The sequence below is a fragment of the Allobosea sp. GW821-FHT10B12 genome (genome assembly GCF_059415545.1).
The window spans coordinates 868,080-883,580 of the sequence record NZ_JBWKNL010000003.1; the positions used below are offsets into that span (position 1 = coordinate 868,080).

The following is a 15,501-nucleotide window of genomic DNA, read 5'->3' on the forward strand; positions in this document are numbered from 1 at the left end:
TCACGTCGGACTGTGTGGGCAACTCCGTCACCCCATCCTATCGATGCGACGGCGCCAAACGCGCGAACATCGCCGGCACGAGGGCGAGGAGCCCGATGATGTCGGCGATCACGACCTTCCTGATAGCGGGACCATAGCCACCGACGAGGAGCGCGATCACGATGAAGCTCGCCATGCTCGCACCAGCGACGAGCACGGCCACGTCGCGCAGCCCGGGCCGGACGGCGGCCACCAGCAGCAAGACGCCCACGAGACCGAACAGGACGGCACGGTGCCGCAGCAGGATTTCGAGATCGGGACTGGCGATCTCGAAACCATAGAGCGAGCGCAGCCAGCCGGCCCCGGCTACGCCGATCGTCGGCAAAAGGTTGATGATGCCGGCAACGGCGAGGCCAACAGGGACGAGCTGTGCCGGGATCGCCATCTAGGCAGGTCTCAGAGGTCGAGCACGAGGCGCGCGGGATCCTCCAGGCCTTCCTTGACGCGGACGAGGAAGGTCACGGCTTCCTTGCCATCGATGATGCGGTGGTCATAAGAGACTGCAAGATACATCATCGGGCGGATCACGATTTGGCCGCCGACCACCATCGGCCGCTCCTGGATCTTGTGCATGCCCAGGATCGCCGATTGCGGCGCGTTCAGGATCGGGGTCGACATCAGCGAGCCGTAGACGCCGCCATTCGAGATGGTGAAGGTGCCGCCCTGCATCTCCTCGATCTTGAGGGCGCCGTCGCGGGCCTTCCTGCCGAACTCGCCGATCTTCTTCTCGACGCCGGCGATGGAGAGCTCGTCCGCATCGCGCACCACCGGCACGACCAGGCCCTTGTCGGTGCCGACGGCGACGCCGATGTGGTAGTAGTTCTTGTAGACGATGTCGGTGCCGTCGATCTCGGCGTTGACGGCCGGGATCTCCTTCAGCGCCTGCACGCAGGCCTTCACGAAGAAGCCCATGAAGCCGAGCTTCACGCCGTGCTTCTTCTCGAACACGTCCTTGTACTGGTTGCGCAGCGCCATGACGTTGGTCATGTCCACCTCGTTGAAGGTGGTCAGCATCGCGGCGTTGGTCTGGGCTTCCTTGAGGCGGCGCGCGATGGTCTGGCGCAGCTTCGTCATCTTCACGCGCTCTTCGCGCGAGGCATCGTCCGGAGCCGACGGCGCCCGGACCTGAACCGGGGCGGCGGGCGCCGCAGCGGCGACGGCCGGGCCGGTCGCGATCGCAGCGAGCATGTCGCCCTTGGTGACGCGGCCATCCTTGCCAGAAGCCGCGACCTTCGACGGATCGACGCCGCTTTCGGCGGCGAGGCGGGAAACAGCCGGGCCGGAATCGGCGGCCTTGGTCGCGGGCGCGCTGGCGGCCGGTGCCGGGGCGGCCGCAACCGGCTTCGGCGCCTCCTCGGCGGCCTTGGCCGGAGCGGCCGCGGCCTTGCCGTCACCGGCGGCGATGGTGCCGAGCAATGCGCTGACGCCGACCGTCTCGCCTTCCTTGGCGACGATCTCGCCGAGCACGCCGGCTGCCGGCGCGTTGACCTCGAGCGTCACCTTGTCGGTTTCGAGCTCGACCAAAGGCTCGTCCGCCTTCACCGCGTCGCCCGGCTTCTTGAACCACTTGCCGATGGTGGCCTCGGAAACGGATTCGCCGAGGGTCGGAACGCGGATTTCGGTCGCCATGTCAGGCCTCTTCTCGTGTCTTTTAGATCAGGCGTAGGGTCAGACCGCGAAGGTCTCGTCCAGGAAAGCGTTGAGCTGGGCAGTGTGCTTCGACATCAGGCCGGTCGCGGTCGCGGCCGAAGCCGGGCGGCCGACATAGCGTGGCCGCTTCGACTTCGAGCCGGCATGCCCCAGCACCCATTCCAGATAGGGTTCGACGAAGGTCCAGGAGCCCTGGTTCTTCGGCTCTTCCTGGCACCAGACGACATCGGCGCTCTTGAAGCGCGCCAGCTCCTGAGCCAGCGACTTCAGCGGGAACGGATAGAGCTGCTCGACGCGCATCAGGTAGACATCGTCGATACCGCGCTTCTCGCGCTCTTCCAGCAGGTCGAAATAGACCTTGCCCGAGCAGAGCACGACGCGGCGGATCTTCGAATCCTTGACCAGCTTGGTGGTCGACTTGCCGCGCTCGGCATCGTCGTGCAGCACGCGGTGGAAGCTCGAGCCCTCGGCCAGTTCGCTGAGGTCGGAGACGCAGCGCTTGTGGCGCAGCAGCGACTTCGGCGTCATCAGGATCAGCGGCTTGCGGAAGTCGCGCTTCAGCTGCCGGCGCAGGATGTGGAAATAGCTCGCCGGGGTCGAGCAGTTCGCCACCTGCATGTTGTCCTCGGCGCACATCTGCAGGAAGCGCTCGAGGCGGGCCGAGGAGTGCTCCGGACCCTGGCCCTCATAGCCGTGCGGCAGCAGGCAGACCAGGCCCGACATGCGCAGCCACTTGCGCTCGCCCGAGGAGATGAACTGGTCGAACACCACCTGCGCGCCATTGGCGAAATCGCCGAACTGCGCCTCCCACATCGTCAGCGCGTTCGGCTCCGACAGGGTATAGCCGTATTCGAAACCGAGCACCGCCTCTTCCGAGAGCATCGAGTTGATGACCTCATAGCGCGCCTGACCCTCGCGGATGTTGTTCAGCGAGGTATGGCGGGCTTCGGTCTCCTGATCGATCAGCACGGAATGGCGCTGTGAGAAGGTGCCGCGCTCGCAATCCTGGCCGGAGAGGCGCACGGGATTGCCGTCGAGCAAGAGCGAGCCGAAGGCGAGCGCTTCCGCTGTCGCCCAGTCGATGCCCTGCCCGCTCTCGACCGCCTTGCGGCGGTTGTCGAGGAAGCGCTGGATCGTCTTGTGGACGTTGAAGCCTTCCGGGACCTCGGTGATTTTCTGCGTGATCTCCTTCAGCACCGCTTCGGGCACGCCGGTGGCACCGCGGCGCGGATCGTCCTCGTCGGCGCGGATCGCCTTCATGCCGGCCCAGCGGCCATCGAGCCAGTCGGCCTTGTTCGGCTTGAAGGCCTGGCCGGCGTCGAACTCGACCTCGAGCCTGTCCTTCCAGGCGGCGCGCATCTGGTCGAGCTCGCCCGGCTTGATCACGCCCTCGGCCTCGAGCTTGGCGCTGTAGAGCTCCAGCGTCGACTTGTGGCCGCGGATCTTGCGGTACATCAGCGGCTGGGTGAAGCCCGGCTCGTCGCCTTCGTTATGGCCGAAGCGACGGTAGCAGAACATGTCGATCACGACCGGCTTGTGGAACTTCTGCCGGAACTCGATCGCGATCTTGGAGGCGAAGACCACCGCCTCAGGGTCATCGCCGTTCACATGGAAGACCGGCGCCTCGACCATCTTCGCCACGTCCGACGGATAGGGCGAAGAGCGCGAATAGCGCGGATAGGTGGTGAAGCCGATCTGGTTGTTGATGATGAAGTGCAGCGAGCCGCCGGTGCGGTGCCCCTTGAGGCCCGACAGGCCGAGGCACTCGGCCACGACACCCTGGCCGGCGAAGGCAGCGTCGCCATGGATCAGCAGCGGCAGCACCTTGGAACGCTCGACGATATCGCCGAACTGATCCTGCTTGGCGCGGACCTTGCCGAGCACGACGGGGTCGACAATCTCGAGATGCGAAGGATTGGCGGTCAGCGAGACGTGGACATTGTTGCCGTCGAACTCGCGGTCCGACGATGCACCGAGATGGTACTTGACGTCGCCCGAGCCCTCGACGTCGTCGGGGGCGAAGGAACCACCCTTGAATTCGTGGAACAAAGCGCGGTGCGGCTTGCCCAGCACCTGGGTCAACACGTTGAGGCGACCGCGATGGGCCATGCCGAAGACGATGTCGCGCACGCCGAGCGCGCCGCCGCGCTTGATGATCTGCTCCAGCGCCGGAATCAGCGACTCGCCGCCGTCGAGGCCGAAGCGCTTGGTGCCGGTGAACTTGAGGTCGAGGAACTTCTCGAAGCCCTCGGCCTCGACGAGCTTGTTCAGGATCGCCTTCTTGCCCTCGCGGGTGAAGGCGATCTCCTTGTCCGGTCCCTCGATCCGCTCCTGCAGCCAAGCCTTCTGCTCGGGATCGGAGATGTGCATGAACTCGACGCCGAGCGTCTGGCAATAGGTCCGCTGCAGGATCGCCGTCATCTCGCGGATGGTGGCGAACTCCAGGCCGAGTACGTTGTCGATGAAGATCTTGCGGTCGAGATCGGCTTCGGTGAAACCGAAGGCGGCCGGCGACAGCTCCTCCGGATCCTTCTGGCTCTCGATCCCCAGCGGATCGAGCTGGGCATGGAGATGGCCGCGCATGCGGTAGGCGCGGATCAGCATGATCGCCCGCACCGAGTCGCGCGTCGCCTGCTGAACATCGGCAGCCGACAGTGTCGCGCCGGCGGCCTTGGCCTTGGCGCCGAGCTTTTCGCCGACCGCCTTCTCGACCGCGGCCCAGTTGCCGTCGAGCGCCGAGACCAGCTCGCCACCGGCCGGGATCGGCCAGTTCGGCTTCTTCCAGGACGCGCCCTTGGCGTTATCGACGATCGCCTGCTTGTCGTCGTTCAGCGCGGAGAAGAAGCCCTGCCACTCCGGATCGACCGACTTGGGGTCAGCCTGATAGCGGGCGTAGAGGTCCTCGATATAGGCCGCGTTGCCGCCATAGAGGAAACCCGTCTGCGCGAGAGCCTCGTTGATGTCCTGGCGAGCCATGGTCGTCCTGCCTTCTTCCTAACCTGCCGCTTCGTCTTGCCGTCATGCTCGGGCAAGGCCCGAGCATCTCTTTGTTAAGCCTGGCTGGTCATGAGATGGTCGGCTCGAGGCCGACCATGACGCAGCCTGGCCGTCAGCCCTTCAATACTTCGACCAAGGTCTTTCCAAGGCGCGCCGGCGACGGCGAGACCCGGATGCCGGCCGCTTCCATCGCCGCGATTTTGTCTTCGGCGCCGCCCTTGCCGCCCGAAATGATCGCGCCGGCATGGCCCATGCGGCGGCCGGGAGGAGCCGTGCGGCCGGCGATGAAGCCGACCATCGGCTTCTTGCGCCCGCGCTTGGCCTCGTCCTTGATGAACTGCGCCGCGTCTTCCTCGGCCGAGCCGCCGATCTCGCCGATCATCACGATCGACTTGGTCTTCTCGTCGGCGAGGAACATCTCGAGCATGTCGATGAACTCGGTGCCCTTGACCGGGTCGCCGCCGATGCCGACGGCCGTGGTCTGGCCGAGGCCTTCGTTCGTGGTCTGGAACACCGCCTCATAGGTCAGCGTGCCGGAGCGCGAGACGATGCCGACAGAGCCGGGCTTGAAGATGTTGGCCGGCATGATGCCGATCTTGGACTCGCCAGCGGTGACGACGCCCGGGCAGTTCGGCCCGATCAGACGGGTCTTCGAACCGGAGAGCGAGCGCTTGACGCGGACCATGTCGAGCACCGGGATGCCCTCGGTGATGCAGATCACCAGCGGGATCTCGGCGTCGATCGCCTCGCAGATCGCGTCGGCCGCACCCGGCGGCGGGACGTAGACGACGGACGCGGTAGCGCCGGTCTTCTCGCGTGCCTCGGAAACCGTGTCGAAGACGGGCAGGCCGAGATGAAGCGAACCGCCCTTACCGGGCGAGGTGCCGCCGACCATCTGCGTGCCATAGGCGATCGCCTGCTCGGAGTGGAAGGTGCCGTTCTTGCCGGTGAAGCCCTGGCAGATGACCTTGGTGTTCTTGTCGATCAGGATGGACATCGGTTTACCTCAAGCCTTCTTGATCGCAGCCACGATCTTCTGGGCGGCGTCGTCGAGATCATCGGCCGGGATGACGTTGAGGCCAGAGGTCCGGATGATCTCCTTGCCTTCCTCGACATTGGTGCCTTCGAGGCGCACGACCAGCGGCACTTCGAGGCCGACCGCCTTCACCGCCGCGATCACGCCGCGGGCGATGACGTCGCACTTCATGATGCCGCCGAAGATGTTGACGAGGATGCCCTTCACCTTCGGGTCGGCGGTGATGATCTTGAAAGCCGCGGTGACCTTCTCCTCCGAGGCGCCGCCGCCGACGTCGAGGAAGTTCGCGGGGCTTTCGCCATAGAGCTGGATGATGTCGAGCGTCGCCATGGCGAGGCCGGCGCCGTTGACCATGCAGCCGATCGTGCCATCGAGCGCGATATAGGCGAGGTCGTACTTGGACGCCTCAATTTCCTTGGCGTCCTCTTCCGTCTCGTCACGCAGCTCCATCAGCTCGGGATGGCGATAGAGCGAGTTCGAATCGAAGGAGACCTTCGCATCCAGGCACTTGACCTGGCCCTGCGTCGTCACGATCAGCGGGTTGATCTCGAGCATCGCCATGTCCTTGCCGACGAAGGCGGCATAGATCTGGCCGAGCACGCTCGCGGCCTGCTTGGCCTGGTCGCCGGCAAGGCCGAGCGCCTTGGCGACGGTGCGGCCGTGATGCGGCATGATGCCGGTCGCCGGATCGACGGAGAAGGTCAGGATCTTCTCGGGGGTGTCATGGGCCACCTTCTCGATGTCCATGCCGCCCTCGGTCGAGACCACGAAGGCGACGCGCGAGGTCTCGCGGTCGACCAGCGCCGAGAGGTAGAATTCCTTCGAGATGTCCGAACCGTCCTCGATATAGAGGCGGTTGACCTGCTTGCCGGCCGGGCCGGTCTGCTGCGTCACCAGCGTGTTGCCGAGCATTTCCTTGGCGTGGCTCTCGACCTCTTCGATCGACTTCGCGAGCCGCACGCCACCCTTGGCGTCGGCTGGCAGTTCCTTGAACTTGCCCTTGCCGCGCCCGCCGGCATGGATCTGGCTCTTCACCACATAGAGCGGTCCGGGCAGCTTCTTCGCGGCCTCGACGGCCTCCGCCACCGATAGCGCCGGGAAGCCGGCGGAGACGGGCGCGCCGTACTCCTTGAGAACCGCCTTGCCCTGATATTCGTGGATGTTCATGCCTGATGTCCTGTGCCGGTAAAGGGAGAGGCGACAGCGTGACGACCGACGACGTTGCCGCCGGCCATCACGCCATCCGTCTGTCTCACGCCAATGACGCGTCGATGCTCTTGCAGGCGTCGATCAGGCCCTGCACCGAGGCGACCGACTTCGCCAGCATCTCCTTCTCGGCGCCGTTGAGGCGGATCTTGACGACCCGCTCGACGCCCTTGGCGCCGATCACCACCGGCACGCCGACGAACATGTCCTTGACGCCGTACTGGCCCTTCAGCGCAGCCGCCGCAGGCAGCACGCGCTTCTGGTCCTTGAGGTAGCTCTCGGCCATGGCGATCGCCGAAGCGGCCGGGGCGTAGAAGGCCGAGCCGGTCTTGAGCAGGTTGACGATCTCACCGCCACCCTTGCGGGTGCGCTCGACGATGGCGTCGAGACGCTCCTGCGTGGTCCACTTCATCTTGACGAGGTCGGGCAGCGGGATGCCGGCGACGCCCGAGTAACGAACCAGCGGCACCATGTCGTCGCCGTGGCCGCCGAGCACGAAGGCCGAGACGTCCTTGACCGAGACCTTGAACTCGTCGGCGAGGAAATGGCGGAAGCGGGCCGAGTCGAGCACACCGGCCATGCCGCAGATCATGTTGGGCTTCAGACCCGAGAACTTCTGCAGCGCCCAGACCATCGCGTCGAGCGGGTTGGTGATGCAGATCACGAAGGCCTTGGGAGCATACTGCTTGATGCCCTCGCCGACCGACTTCATCACCTTGAGGTTGATGCCGATCAGGTCGTCGCGGCTCATGCCGGGCTTACGCGGCACGCCGGCAGTGACGATGATCACGTCGGCGCCCTTGATGTCCTCATAGGACTGCGTGCCCTTGTAGCCGGCGTCGAAGCCGTCGACCGGAGCGGACTCGGCGATATCCAGGCCTTTGCCCTGGGGAATGCCCTCGGCGATGTCGAACAGGACGACGTCGCCCAGTTCCTTGAGACCGGCGAGGTGAGCGAGCGTGCCGCCGATCTGTCCGGCGCCGATAAGGGCGATCTTCTTGCGGGCCATTGCCGAATCCTTGTTGTTGGATGCGAAAGCAGTTGAAGCCGAAAAGCCGACGGTTCTTTGGCGCAAGCCGCTTCCAGGCTCAACCCCGCGCACGAAGGGACATTGGAATAGTCCGAAATGGTCGTTAAGACCTTTCTGGCGGGGAATACCGAGGAAAAACAGACCGTTAGAAGCTAAACACCTCTGATGCGGCGTCAAGCTGCCTCACAATAGGGCGGTTACAATTTACAAAATATGTCACTTTCTTAGATCACGCCGGTCGCAAGCGTGCGCAGCGCCACCCTGATCAAGGTGGCGAGCCTGGCGTCGACCGAGGCTTGCGGCACATCCGCCTCCAGTTCCAGCGAGGCAGGATGGATGAAACGGTGTGTAGCGTCGATCACGAAGGCGATAGCACGGTCGCGGTCACGCGGCTCGAAGGCCCCCGTGGCGATGCCGTCGTCGATCACGCGTTCGAACAAGGCGCGGACGCGCGTGCGGTTGCGCCGGCTGATCGCATGGCGCTTCGCCACGGCCTGCGACAGCGCCGCGAACAGATGCGGCTCCTCGTGCAGCAGATCGCGATTGGCTTTCGCCAGTGCCAGGATCAGGCGCTCCAGCTTGTCCTCGGCCGGATCCGGCCCGTCGGCGATGTCGGCGAGCTTGCGTTCGGCCGACTTCAGCCAGACATCGACCACCGCATCGATCAGTGCGGTGCGCGAGGGAAAGTAGCGGTAGACATTGGCATGGGTCATGCCGGCCTCTTCCGCCACCGCAACCACGGTAAAGCGGCGCAGGCCGTGCTGGCGCAGGTGCTCGCCGGCGACCGAGAGGATACGCATCTCGCTCGGCTCGCGCGGCGTGGTCACGGTCAGGTCTCCACCAGCCCGGTCGCGTCGCCGCTCGCGGCCGAGTCGGCCCGCCCATGCGGCAGGGCGAGATACTCCTCCGAGCGCATCTCGATGAGGCGCGACACCGTCCGGTCGAACTCGAAGGCCTCGCGGCCGCTCTGCGCGACATAGAGCCCAGTCGGCTCGGCCGCCGCCGAGGCGACGAGCTTCACATGGCTCTCATAGAGCGTGTCGATCAGGATGATGAAGCGCTTGGCCTCGTTGCGCCGCTCGATGTCCATGATCGGGATGCCGTCGAGGATCAGCGTGTGGAAGTGCTGGGCGAGCGCGAGATAGTCCGAGGCGCCGTACGCCTGGGCGCAGAGATCGGCAAAGCTCGCCCGCGCCACGCCGCCGGCCGCCTGCGGCAGCTTCAACTCATGGCCCTTGATATCGATCGTCACCGGCGCGCCCTGAGTCATGCCGGTCAACTGGCTGAAGGCTTTGTCGAGCGCAGCCTTCGCCTTGTCGTCGGCGGGCACGTGATAGGTCGGCGCGCCGCCGAGCTTCTCCAGCCGGAAATCGGTGCGCGCCTCCAGCTTGATCACATCGACCTTGCTGGCCAGCAGCTCGATGAAGGGCAGGAACAGCGCGCGGTTGAGCCCGCCCTCATAGAGGCGCGACGGCTCGACATTCGAGGTCGCGACCACGGTGACGCCGTCGGCGAACAGCTTCGTGAACAATCGCCCGAGGATCATCGCATCGGCGATGTCGGTGACGGTGAACTCGTCGAAGCAGAGCAGGCTCGCCTCTTCCGCGAGCTCCTCTGCCACCGGGCCGATCGGGTCGGGCTCCTTGACCTTGCCGGCCTTGAGGGCCTGGCGATAGGCATGGATGCGCTCATGCACATCGGCCATGAAGGCGTGGAAATGCACGCGCCGGCGTAGCCCGACCGGAACCGTCTCATAGAACAGGTCCATCAGCATGGTCTTGCCGCGGCCGACCGAGCCCCAGATGTAGAGCCCCTTGACCTCGTCGGCTGGCTGCTTGCGTCCGAACAACCAGCCGAGTGCGCTGCTCTTCTTCGCCAGCTTGCGACTCGCGAGCGTCTCGGACAGCGCCTGCAGCCGCCTGACGACGGCGACCTGCGCCGGATCGCGTTCGATCGCACCCGAGGCGACCAGGGCGTCATAACGTTCGGGGAGCGTGGCGGACATGGCCTCGAGGCGGGAAAAGACGTCGCTTTCCGGGTTACGGCAGGCCGGCCCGGCTCGCAACCCTCGGCGAGGCAGGCAAGCTATGCGGCCTGCCGCGGGCGTAGCCAGCCGGCGCGCAAGTGGCGGGCGAGCTCGCGCGCCGCTTCCGAAGGCTGCGAGCGCGACAGATGCAGCGTGATCGCGAAGGGTGGCAACTCGGGCAGGCCTTCCGCAGAGCCGAGAATGTCGAGATCGGGCGGGACCGTGCAGGCGAGCCAGGCGGTGACGGCGAGATCGGTCCGGACCGTCGCCGTGGTCGCGTCGATATTGCCGTTCTCGAAAACGCTGCGCCATGCCCGCCCCTGCACGTCCAGCGCTTCGGTCACAGCCGGCCGGAAGGCGCAGCTATCGGCGACCAGCGAGAGTGGCAGCGGCTGCTTCAGATGCGCGGTGCCGGCCCTGGCGCCGACCCAGACCAGCCGCTCGATGCCGAGGCATTCGCCGCCGGCAGCCGAAAGCGGCTCCTCGACCAGGGCAAGGTCGACCTCGCCCTTGCCGAGCGCCTCCAGCAATTGCGGCGAGGAGGCGCAGACCAGCGAGATTTCGACCAGCGGGCTCGCCTCGGCGAAACCCTTCAGGATCGGCGCGAGCGAAGTGCCGACGAGGTCATAGGGCACGCCGAGGCGCACCGTGCCGGCGAAGCCCGTCGTCATCTCCGCCCAGATCTCGTCATTGAGGCCGATCAGCCGGCGCGCTTTCGCGAGCAGGCGCTCGCCCGCTGCCGTCAGCTTCAGCCTGCGGCGTTCGCGCAGGAACAGGACCTGCCCGAGCCGGCGCTCCAGCCGCATGATCTGCTGGCTGACCGCGCTCTGCGTCAGGTGCAGCGCATTGCCGGCAACCGTCATGCTGCCATGGTCGGCCACGGCGACGAAGGCCCGGATCAGTTCGAGGTCGAGATTGCGCATGGCATGACATTATTGATCGTAATGCAAAGTCCCTTCAACATTCGTTTTCATCATTGCTCTTGGACACCTAATTCCATGGCTCCCACCCCGGAGCCGTCCATGTCGCCGGAATCGATCCTGCCGCTCATCGCCTTCGCCGCCATTTCAACCGTAACACCGGGCGCCACCACCACGCTCGCTACGGCGTCGGGCGCCCATTTCGGCTTTCGCCGGTCGGTCCCCTTCATGGTCGGTGTCGCGATCGGATTGGCCGGGATGGCGGTGGCGGCCGCGGCAGGCCTCGCCGGCCTGCTGCTGGCGATGCCGTCGCTCGAATTCGGAATGAAGCTGGCTGGCTCAGCCTATCTGCTCTGGCTCGCGGTCAGGATCGGGCGCAGCGGACCGCCGCATCTCGACAAGAGCATCGCAAAACCGACGAGCTTTCTAGGCGCGCTCTGGATCCAGCTGCAGAATCCCAAGGGCTGGGCAATGACGCTCGGCGCCGCCGCTTCCTTCGCCGGCCTTACCCGCGACGCAGCTGAACTCGCCGCCCTTCTCGGAACCGTCTTCGGCGTCCTCGCGCTCATCTCACTGATGCTGTGGTGCGTAGCTGGCCTGCTTCTCGCTCGGCTCCTGCGCCAGAACTGGCAATGGCACGCACTCAATGTCGCGCTCGCCTTAGCGCTTGCCGCCTCGATCCTCACGATGTGGCGTTAGCGCACAGGCATCACCATTTCCGCCAATTTTACAGGCATTTAGCCGTAAATTGCCGCAATCGCGCCACTTGTATTCCCAGATCGGGAGATCATCTTCGTTCCCGAGTTAGGGAAGATTCGCCTCCTGGGGGCAGCGCCCATCTGCGCTTTCACAGGAGCTGCAATTGAATCGTTCGATCAAGTCTGGCGCCAAGGCCAGGCACGGCGAGGTCAGGCGTCTCTGGCCTGCCGAGCGCGATCTCTTCACCGCCCATCTGCTTCGCCTCGATGCCACGACGCGGCGCGAGCGCTTCGGTACGGCGGTCAACGATGATTTTCTGCGCGCTTACGCCGAAACCACCTTCGGCGTCGGCGGGCTCGTCTACGCCTATGTCGAAGCCGGCGAGGTCCGCGGCGCCGCCGAATTGCGCGGGCTGGAGGAAATCGTCATCCAGACCGGCGAAGCCGCTTTCAGCGTCGAGCGCGACTGGCGCCGGCGCGGCATCGGCGAAGCCCTGTTCGGCCGCCTGATCACAGCGGCGCGCAACCGCAACATCCGCACGCTCTATATGACTTGCCTGCCCGAGAACGCCGCAATGCGGAACCTCGCGCGCAAGTTCGAGGCCGAGATGGTCGGCGGCTACGCCGACGTCGAGGGCCGCATCGCCACCGGCGCGCCGACGCCGTTTACTCTGCTCGACGAAGCGCTCGACAATGCCCGCAGCTTCGCGACCCTGTCGCTCTCGCTGCAGCGCAAGTTCTGGCCGCAGGCCCTGTTCGGCCGGGCCGCCTCGCGGCACTGACCCCGCTTCGCAACAATGACGGGCGCCGCGCTCAGCGATTCATCGAGAGCCCGGCGCCCGATTTCGTGATCGCTCCGTTCATGGTGCCGGCACTGCCGACGCGCAGGCGCGCGACCACCGAACCGCCGCGCTGATAGAGATAGACCTCGCCGTCGCGATAATCCCAGGCATTGACCTGCTGCAGGTCGCGATTGCTGCAGCCCGTGGCATTGGCGCGGTAGAGATCGAGCGAGGGCGAGCTCGAGAGCTGCACCCGGCAGGAACCGCCGGTCGCTTCCTGTGCGGTCCAGTTGCCGATGACGCCATCGCGCGTCGAGACCGAACCGCTGCGCGTCGAGCCGCCGCCCGGCGTCGCGCCGGGATTGGCGTTGGCGATCTGCGGCGGCGCGGGCTCGGCCGGGCGCTGCTGCTGAACCGGCGGCGGCTGTTGGCCCGGCTGCGCTGCCTGCGGGTCGAAGAACGGATCGTTCTGGGGCGGCATGCCGCCGGCGCCCGGCGCAGGACCACCGGGCGGATAACCGCCGGCCTGTGGCGGCGCGCTCGGATAGCCGCCCGGCGGCGGCAAAGGTTCGGAGGTGATCGGGGCCGACTGGATCGGCGGCGCCGACTGGACAGGCTCGCCATAGACCGGAGCACGGGCAACGGCCTGGCCCGAACCCGGGCCATATCCGCCGAAGCGCTGCGATCCCGCGCAGGCGGTGAGCAGTATGAGAGGCAGCAGGCTCGCGGCCCGCAGCAGCGCAGAAGTCCTCAAGCTCATCCCCGTCATCTCGATAGCTCGGCCACCCGGAACACTGTGAAACCTGTCGCCTGAACGTGCCATGAGCGCGTTCAAGGCTGCAAAGGGGCGCCGGTCAAGTCTCAACATGGTTTTGCAGCATGAAGCCGGCATGGCAGAAGGGTGCACCGCCATCCGGACCATGAGATGAAGCCGCTCAACCCCTCCTCGATCCGCGCGCCCTTCGCCCGCTACAGCCATGGCGCCGAGCTGCCGGCCGGCCAACGCCTCGTCTTCTGTTCCGGCCAGCTCGGCATTGCAGCCGACGGCACGATCCCCGAAAGCGTCAGGGAGCAGGCCGATCTCTGCTTCGCCAACATTGCCGCGATCCTGGGCGAAGCGGGGATGACGCTGAAGGACATCGTCCGGGTCAACGCCTACGTCACCGACCGCACTCACATGAAGGGCTATATGGAGTCGCGCGATGCTCATGTCGGCACGCCGCCGCCAGCCTCGACACTGATGATCGTCTCCGGCTTCACCCTGCCGGAGTTCAAGGTCGAGATCGAGGTCGTCGCGGCAGCGCCCGAGAAGCGGCGCAAGCCGGCACGCAGCCCGACCGCGCCGCAATTCTAAAGCGGGCCTCACCCTCAGCCCGCGTCGGGCGCCCGCCAGGGATAGCTCCAGGTCTCGGTCAAGGTCTTGCTGCCGCTCTTCAGGAAGGCACGCATCTCGGCGAGCTGGCCGGGCTCAACCACGATGTCGATGAAGGCGCGAAAGCCGTCCGTCTTCGGGTTCGGCACCAAGAAGGCCCGGTTGATCCGGCCATAGGCGATCGAGGGCACGATCTCGACCTTTTCCGGCTGCTTCAGATAGTAGCCGAGATCGCCGCCGGCGAAGTCGACGATGAAGCGCCGGGCGTTCTCCGTCACGGGCTCGCCCGAGCCGAGCGCCTTGGGCTTGGCTTGGTAAGTGTTGATCGCCCGCCCGCCGGGATGCAAATCGTTGGAATCGACCATCGCCGTCAGCTTGTAGCCGAAGCGGAACTCGCGGCCGGGCTCGAGCGGCGCCTTCGGCGCCCAAAGCGCCACGATGTTATCGTTGGTTTCGTCGGTGGTCGGCAGTTCGATCAGCTCGACCACGCCCTCTCCCCAATCACCTTGCGGCTCGACCCAGTAGGAGGGCCGCAGTTCATAGGCGAGGTCGAGATCTTGATAATGCTCGAACGCACGATCGCGCTGCATCAGGCCGAAGCCGCGGACATTGCGCTCGACAAAGGAGGACGACGCCGCGACGCGGGCATTGCGCAGCGGCCGCCAGATCCATTCGCCAGTGCTGGAATGGATCAGCAGCCCGTCGGAATCGTGCAGTTCGGTGCGGAAGTCGTCATAGAAGCGACGGTCGTTCTCGCCGGTGAAGAACATCGAGGTGAGAGGCGCCAGACCCAGCTTCTCGATCGGCTTGCGCGGGAACAGCACCGCGCCGACATCAACCACGCTGTCGCCGTCCGGATAGACATGGAAGCGATAGGCGCCCGTGACCGAAGGCGAATCGAGCAACGCATAGACTGTGACGCGCTCGGCGTCAGCCGTCGGCGTCTCGACCCAGAACTCGCGGAAGATCGGGAATTCCTCACCGCCGGGGATCCCCGCTCCGATCGCAAGGCCACGCGCCGAGAGGCCATAGCGCTGCCCGCGCCCGAGTACGCGGAAATAGCTTGCCCCGATGAACGAGATGAGCTCGTCGAAAACGCGCGGGTCGTTCAGCGGGTAGTGCAGACGGAAGCCGGCAAAGCCAAGATTGACCGGCAGCGGCTTGTCGAACTTGGTCCGCCCGTAGTCGAAGAGATTGGCGGCGTAGGGCACCGGCGTCGGCACGCCGTCGCGGATCACGTTCACCGTCACTGGCCGGGTGAACAGGAAACCAGGGTGGAACATCTGCATGCGGAAACCGGAATTCGACTGGCCGAGCAAGGCCCGTTCCGGGCGGAAGCGGATCTCGCGCCAGGCGTCGAAATCGAGCCGCGTCAACGCTTCCGGCAGTGCCGGCCCCGCTTCATAAGGGACCGCGGCGATCTCGCGGGCTCGGCGCACCACGTCGTCGAAGCCGAAGCGCGGCTGCGGCGGCGCCTGTTCCGGCTGCTGCGCCAGCAAAGCATTGGGCGCGGCGGTGGCGCACAATGCGGCGCTCAGCCCGGCCAGAACCCGGCGGCGATCGGTAACCGTCATGATCGAAGCTTGCCCCAACAGATATAGGCGCGCGAAGGCGCGCTGCGGCAACGACTTAGGCGATGAAATGGGGCTGGTCTAGGGCGCAGCGATCGCCCGCATGGGCCAGCGTTAAAAGGAAATGAGAGTCGCCCGCTGCCGCCTTCGGCCCGTCCTGTAAAAAATCCGGTC

The 15,501-nt window shown here is 65.8% G+C and carries 14 protein-coding genes; 3 read left to right on the plus strand and 11 right to left on the minus strand.

Annotated features, from left to right (window positions below; genetic code table 11):
* Nucleotides 1-37: 37 nt before the first annotated feature.
* The 9 genes from AC07O0_RS14210 to AC07O0_RS14250 all read right to left on the minus strand — a co-directional run bounded on the left by AC07O0_RS14210 (nucleotide 38) and on the right by AC07O0_RS14250 (nucleotide 10,907).
* Nucleotides 38-424, minus strand: coding sequence for a hypothetical protein (locus tag AC07O0_RS14210; RefSeq protein ID WP_494624044.1), 387 nt, complete (start codon nucleotides 422-424; stop codon nucleotides 38-40).
* Between the two features lie 11 nt (nucleotides 425-435).
* Nucleotides 436-1,668 (minus strand): 2-oxoglutarate dehydrogenase complex dihydrolipoyllysine-residue succinyltransferase, encoded by a 1,233-nt coding sequence (gene odhB / locus AC07O0_RS14215; protein WP_494624046.1) that lies wholly within the window; start codon nucleotides 1,666-1,668, stop codon nucleotides 436-438.
* Nucleotides 1,669-1,707: 39 nt separating this feature from the next.
* Nucleotides 1,708-4,665 carry a 2-oxoglutarate dehydrogenase E1 component gene (locus AC07O0_RS14220; protein ID WP_494624048.1) on the minus strand — a complete coding sequence of 986 codons (2,958 nt, stop codon included), beginning with the start codon at nucleotides 4,663-4,665 and terminating at the stop codon, nucleotides 1,708-1,710.
* A gap of 133 nt (nucleotides 4,666-4,798) precedes the next feature.
* Nucleotides 4,799-5,683, minus strand: a complete 885-nt coding sequence (gene sucD / locus AC07O0_RS14225; protein ID WP_494624050.1) for a succinate--CoA ligase subunit alpha — start codon at nucleotides 5,681-5,683, stop codon at nucleotides 4,799-4,801.
* Between the two features lie 9 nt (nucleotides 5,684-5,692).
* Nucleotides 5,693-6,889 (minus strand): ADP-forming succinate--CoA ligase subunit beta, encoded by a 1,197-nt coding sequence (gene sucC / locus AC07O0_RS14230; protein ID WP_494624052.1) that lies wholly within the window; start codon nucleotides 6,887-6,889, stop codon nucleotides 5,693-5,695.
* 85 nt (nucleotides 6,890-6,974) lie between these two features.
* Entirely contained in the window at nucleotides 6,975-7,937 is a 963-nt protein-coding gene (gene mdh, locus AC07O0_RS14235) for a malate dehydrogenase (RefSeq protein ID WP_091836521.1), read from the minus strand.
* A gap of 245 nt (nucleotides 7,938-8,182) precedes the next feature.
* The gene (locus AC07O0_RS14240; protein WP_494624055.1) at nucleotides 8,183-8,785 is read right to left on the minus strand and encodes a TetR/AcrR family transcriptional regulator; all 603 of its coding nucleotides are present in this window, start codon (nucleotides 8,783-8,785) and stop codon (nucleotides 8,183-8,185) included.
* A gap of 2 nt (nucleotides 8,786-8,787) precedes the next feature.
* Nucleotides 8,788-9,963: a cell division protein ZapE gene (gene zapE / locus AC07O0_RS14245; protein ID WP_494624057.1), complete on the minus strand. Its 1,176-nt coding sequence runs from the start codon at nucleotides 9,961-9,963 to the stop codon at nucleotides 8,788-8,790.
* A gap of 80 nt (nucleotides 9,964-10,043) precedes the next feature.
* Complete coding sequence (locus tag AC07O0_RS14250; RefSeq protein ID WP_494624059.1) at nucleotides 10,044-10,907, minus strand: LysR family transcriptional regulator; 864 nt, start codon at nucleotides 10,905-10,907, stop codon at nucleotides 10,044-10,046.
* A 99-nt stretch (nucleotides 10,908-11,006) separates the two neighbouring features.
* Here AC07O0_RS14250 and AC07O0_RS14255 point away from each other — a divergent pair, with 99 nt between their 5' ends.
* Both AC07O0_RS14255 and AC07O0_RS14260 read left to right on the plus strand, forming a co-directional pair.
* On the plus strand, nucleotides 11,007-11,603 hold the full coding sequence (locus AC07O0_RS14255; protein WP_494624226.1) for a LysE family translocator: 597 nt from the start codon (nucleotides 11,007-11,009) through the stop codon (nucleotides 11,601-11,603).
* A 163-nt stretch (nucleotides 11,604-11,766) separates the two neighbouring features.
* Nucleotides 11,767-12,384 carry a GNAT family N-acetyltransferase gene (locus AC07O0_RS14260; protein WP_494624061.1) on the plus strand — a complete coding sequence of 206 codons (618 nt, stop codon included), beginning with the start codon at nucleotides 11,767-11,769 and terminating at the stop codon, nucleotides 12,382-12,384.
* A gap of 31 nt (nucleotides 12,385-12,415) precedes the next feature.
* Here AC07O0_RS14260 and AC07O0_RS14265 read toward each other — a convergent pair whose 3' ends face one another.
* Nucleotides 12,416-13,138, minus strand: coding sequence for an AprI/Inh family metalloprotease inhibitor (locus AC07O0_RS14265; RefSeq protein ID WP_494624063.1), 723 nt, complete (start codon nucleotides 13,136-13,138; stop codon nucleotides 12,416-12,418).
* A 171-nt stretch (nucleotides 13,139-13,309) separates the two neighbouring features.
* Between AC07O0_RS14265 and AC07O0_RS14270 the strand changes: the two genes are divergently transcribed.
* Nucleotides 13,310-13,738: a RidA family protein gene (locus AC07O0_RS14270; protein WP_494624065.1), complete on the plus strand. Its 429-nt coding sequence runs from the start codon at nucleotides 13,310-13,312 to the stop codon at nucleotides 13,736-13,738.
* A gap of 14 nt (nucleotides 13,739-13,752) precedes the next feature.
* Here the strand turns inward: AC07O0_RS14270 and AC07O0_RS14275 are convergent, their stop codons facing one another.
* Nucleotides 13,753-15,330, minus strand: coding sequence for an OpgD/OpgG family glucan biosynthesis protein (locus AC07O0_RS14275; RefSeq protein ID WP_494624067.1), 1,578 nt, complete (start codon nucleotides 15,328-15,330; stop codon nucleotides 13,753-13,755).
* Between the last annotated feature and the right edge of the window lie 171 nt (nucleotides 15,331-15,501).

Coding starts and splice junctions, on each gene's coding strand:
- AC07O0_RS14270 (WP_494624065.1), top strand. CDS start 13,310: ATGAAGCCGCTCAACCCCTCCTCGATCCGCGCGCCCTTCGCCCGCTAC.
- AC07O0_RS14255 (WP_494624226.1), top strand. CDS start 11,007: ATGTCGCCGGAATCGATCCTGCCGCTCATCGCCTTCGCCGCCATTTCA.
- mdh (WP_091836521.1), bottom strand. CDS start 7,937: ATGGCCCGCAAGAAGATCGCCCTTATCGGCGCCGGACAGATCGGCGGC.
- AC07O0_RS14220 (WP_494624048.1), bottom strand. CDS start 4,665: ATGGCTCGCCAGGACATCAACGAGGCTCTCGCGCAGACGGGTTTCCTC.
- sucC (WP_494624052.1), bottom strand. CDS start 6,889: ATGAACATCCACGAATATCAGGGCAAGGCGGTTCTCAAGGAGTACGGC.
- AC07O0_RS14250 (WP_494624059.1), bottom strand. CDS start 10,907: ATGCGCAATCTCGACCTCGAACTGATCCGGGCCTTCGTCGCCGTGGCC.
- odhB (WP_494624046.1), bottom strand. CDS start 1,668: ATGGCGACCGAAATCCGCGTTCCGACCCTCGGCGAATCCGTTTCCGAG.
- zapE (WP_494624057.1), bottom strand. CDS start 9,963: ATGTCCGCCACGCTCCCCGAACGTTATGACGCCCTGGTCGCCTCGGGT.
- AC07O0_RS14210 (WP_494624044.1), bottom strand. CDS start 424: ATGGCGATCCCGGCACAGCTCGTCCCTGTTGGCCTCGCCGTTGCCGGC.
- sucD (WP_494624050.1), bottom strand. CDS start 5,683: ATGTCCATCCTGATCGACAAGAACACCAAGGTCATCTGCCAGGGCTTC.
- AC07O0_RS14275 (WP_494624067.1), bottom strand. CDS start 15,330: ATGACGGTTACCGATCGCCGCCGGGTTCTGGCCGGGCTGAGCGCCGCA.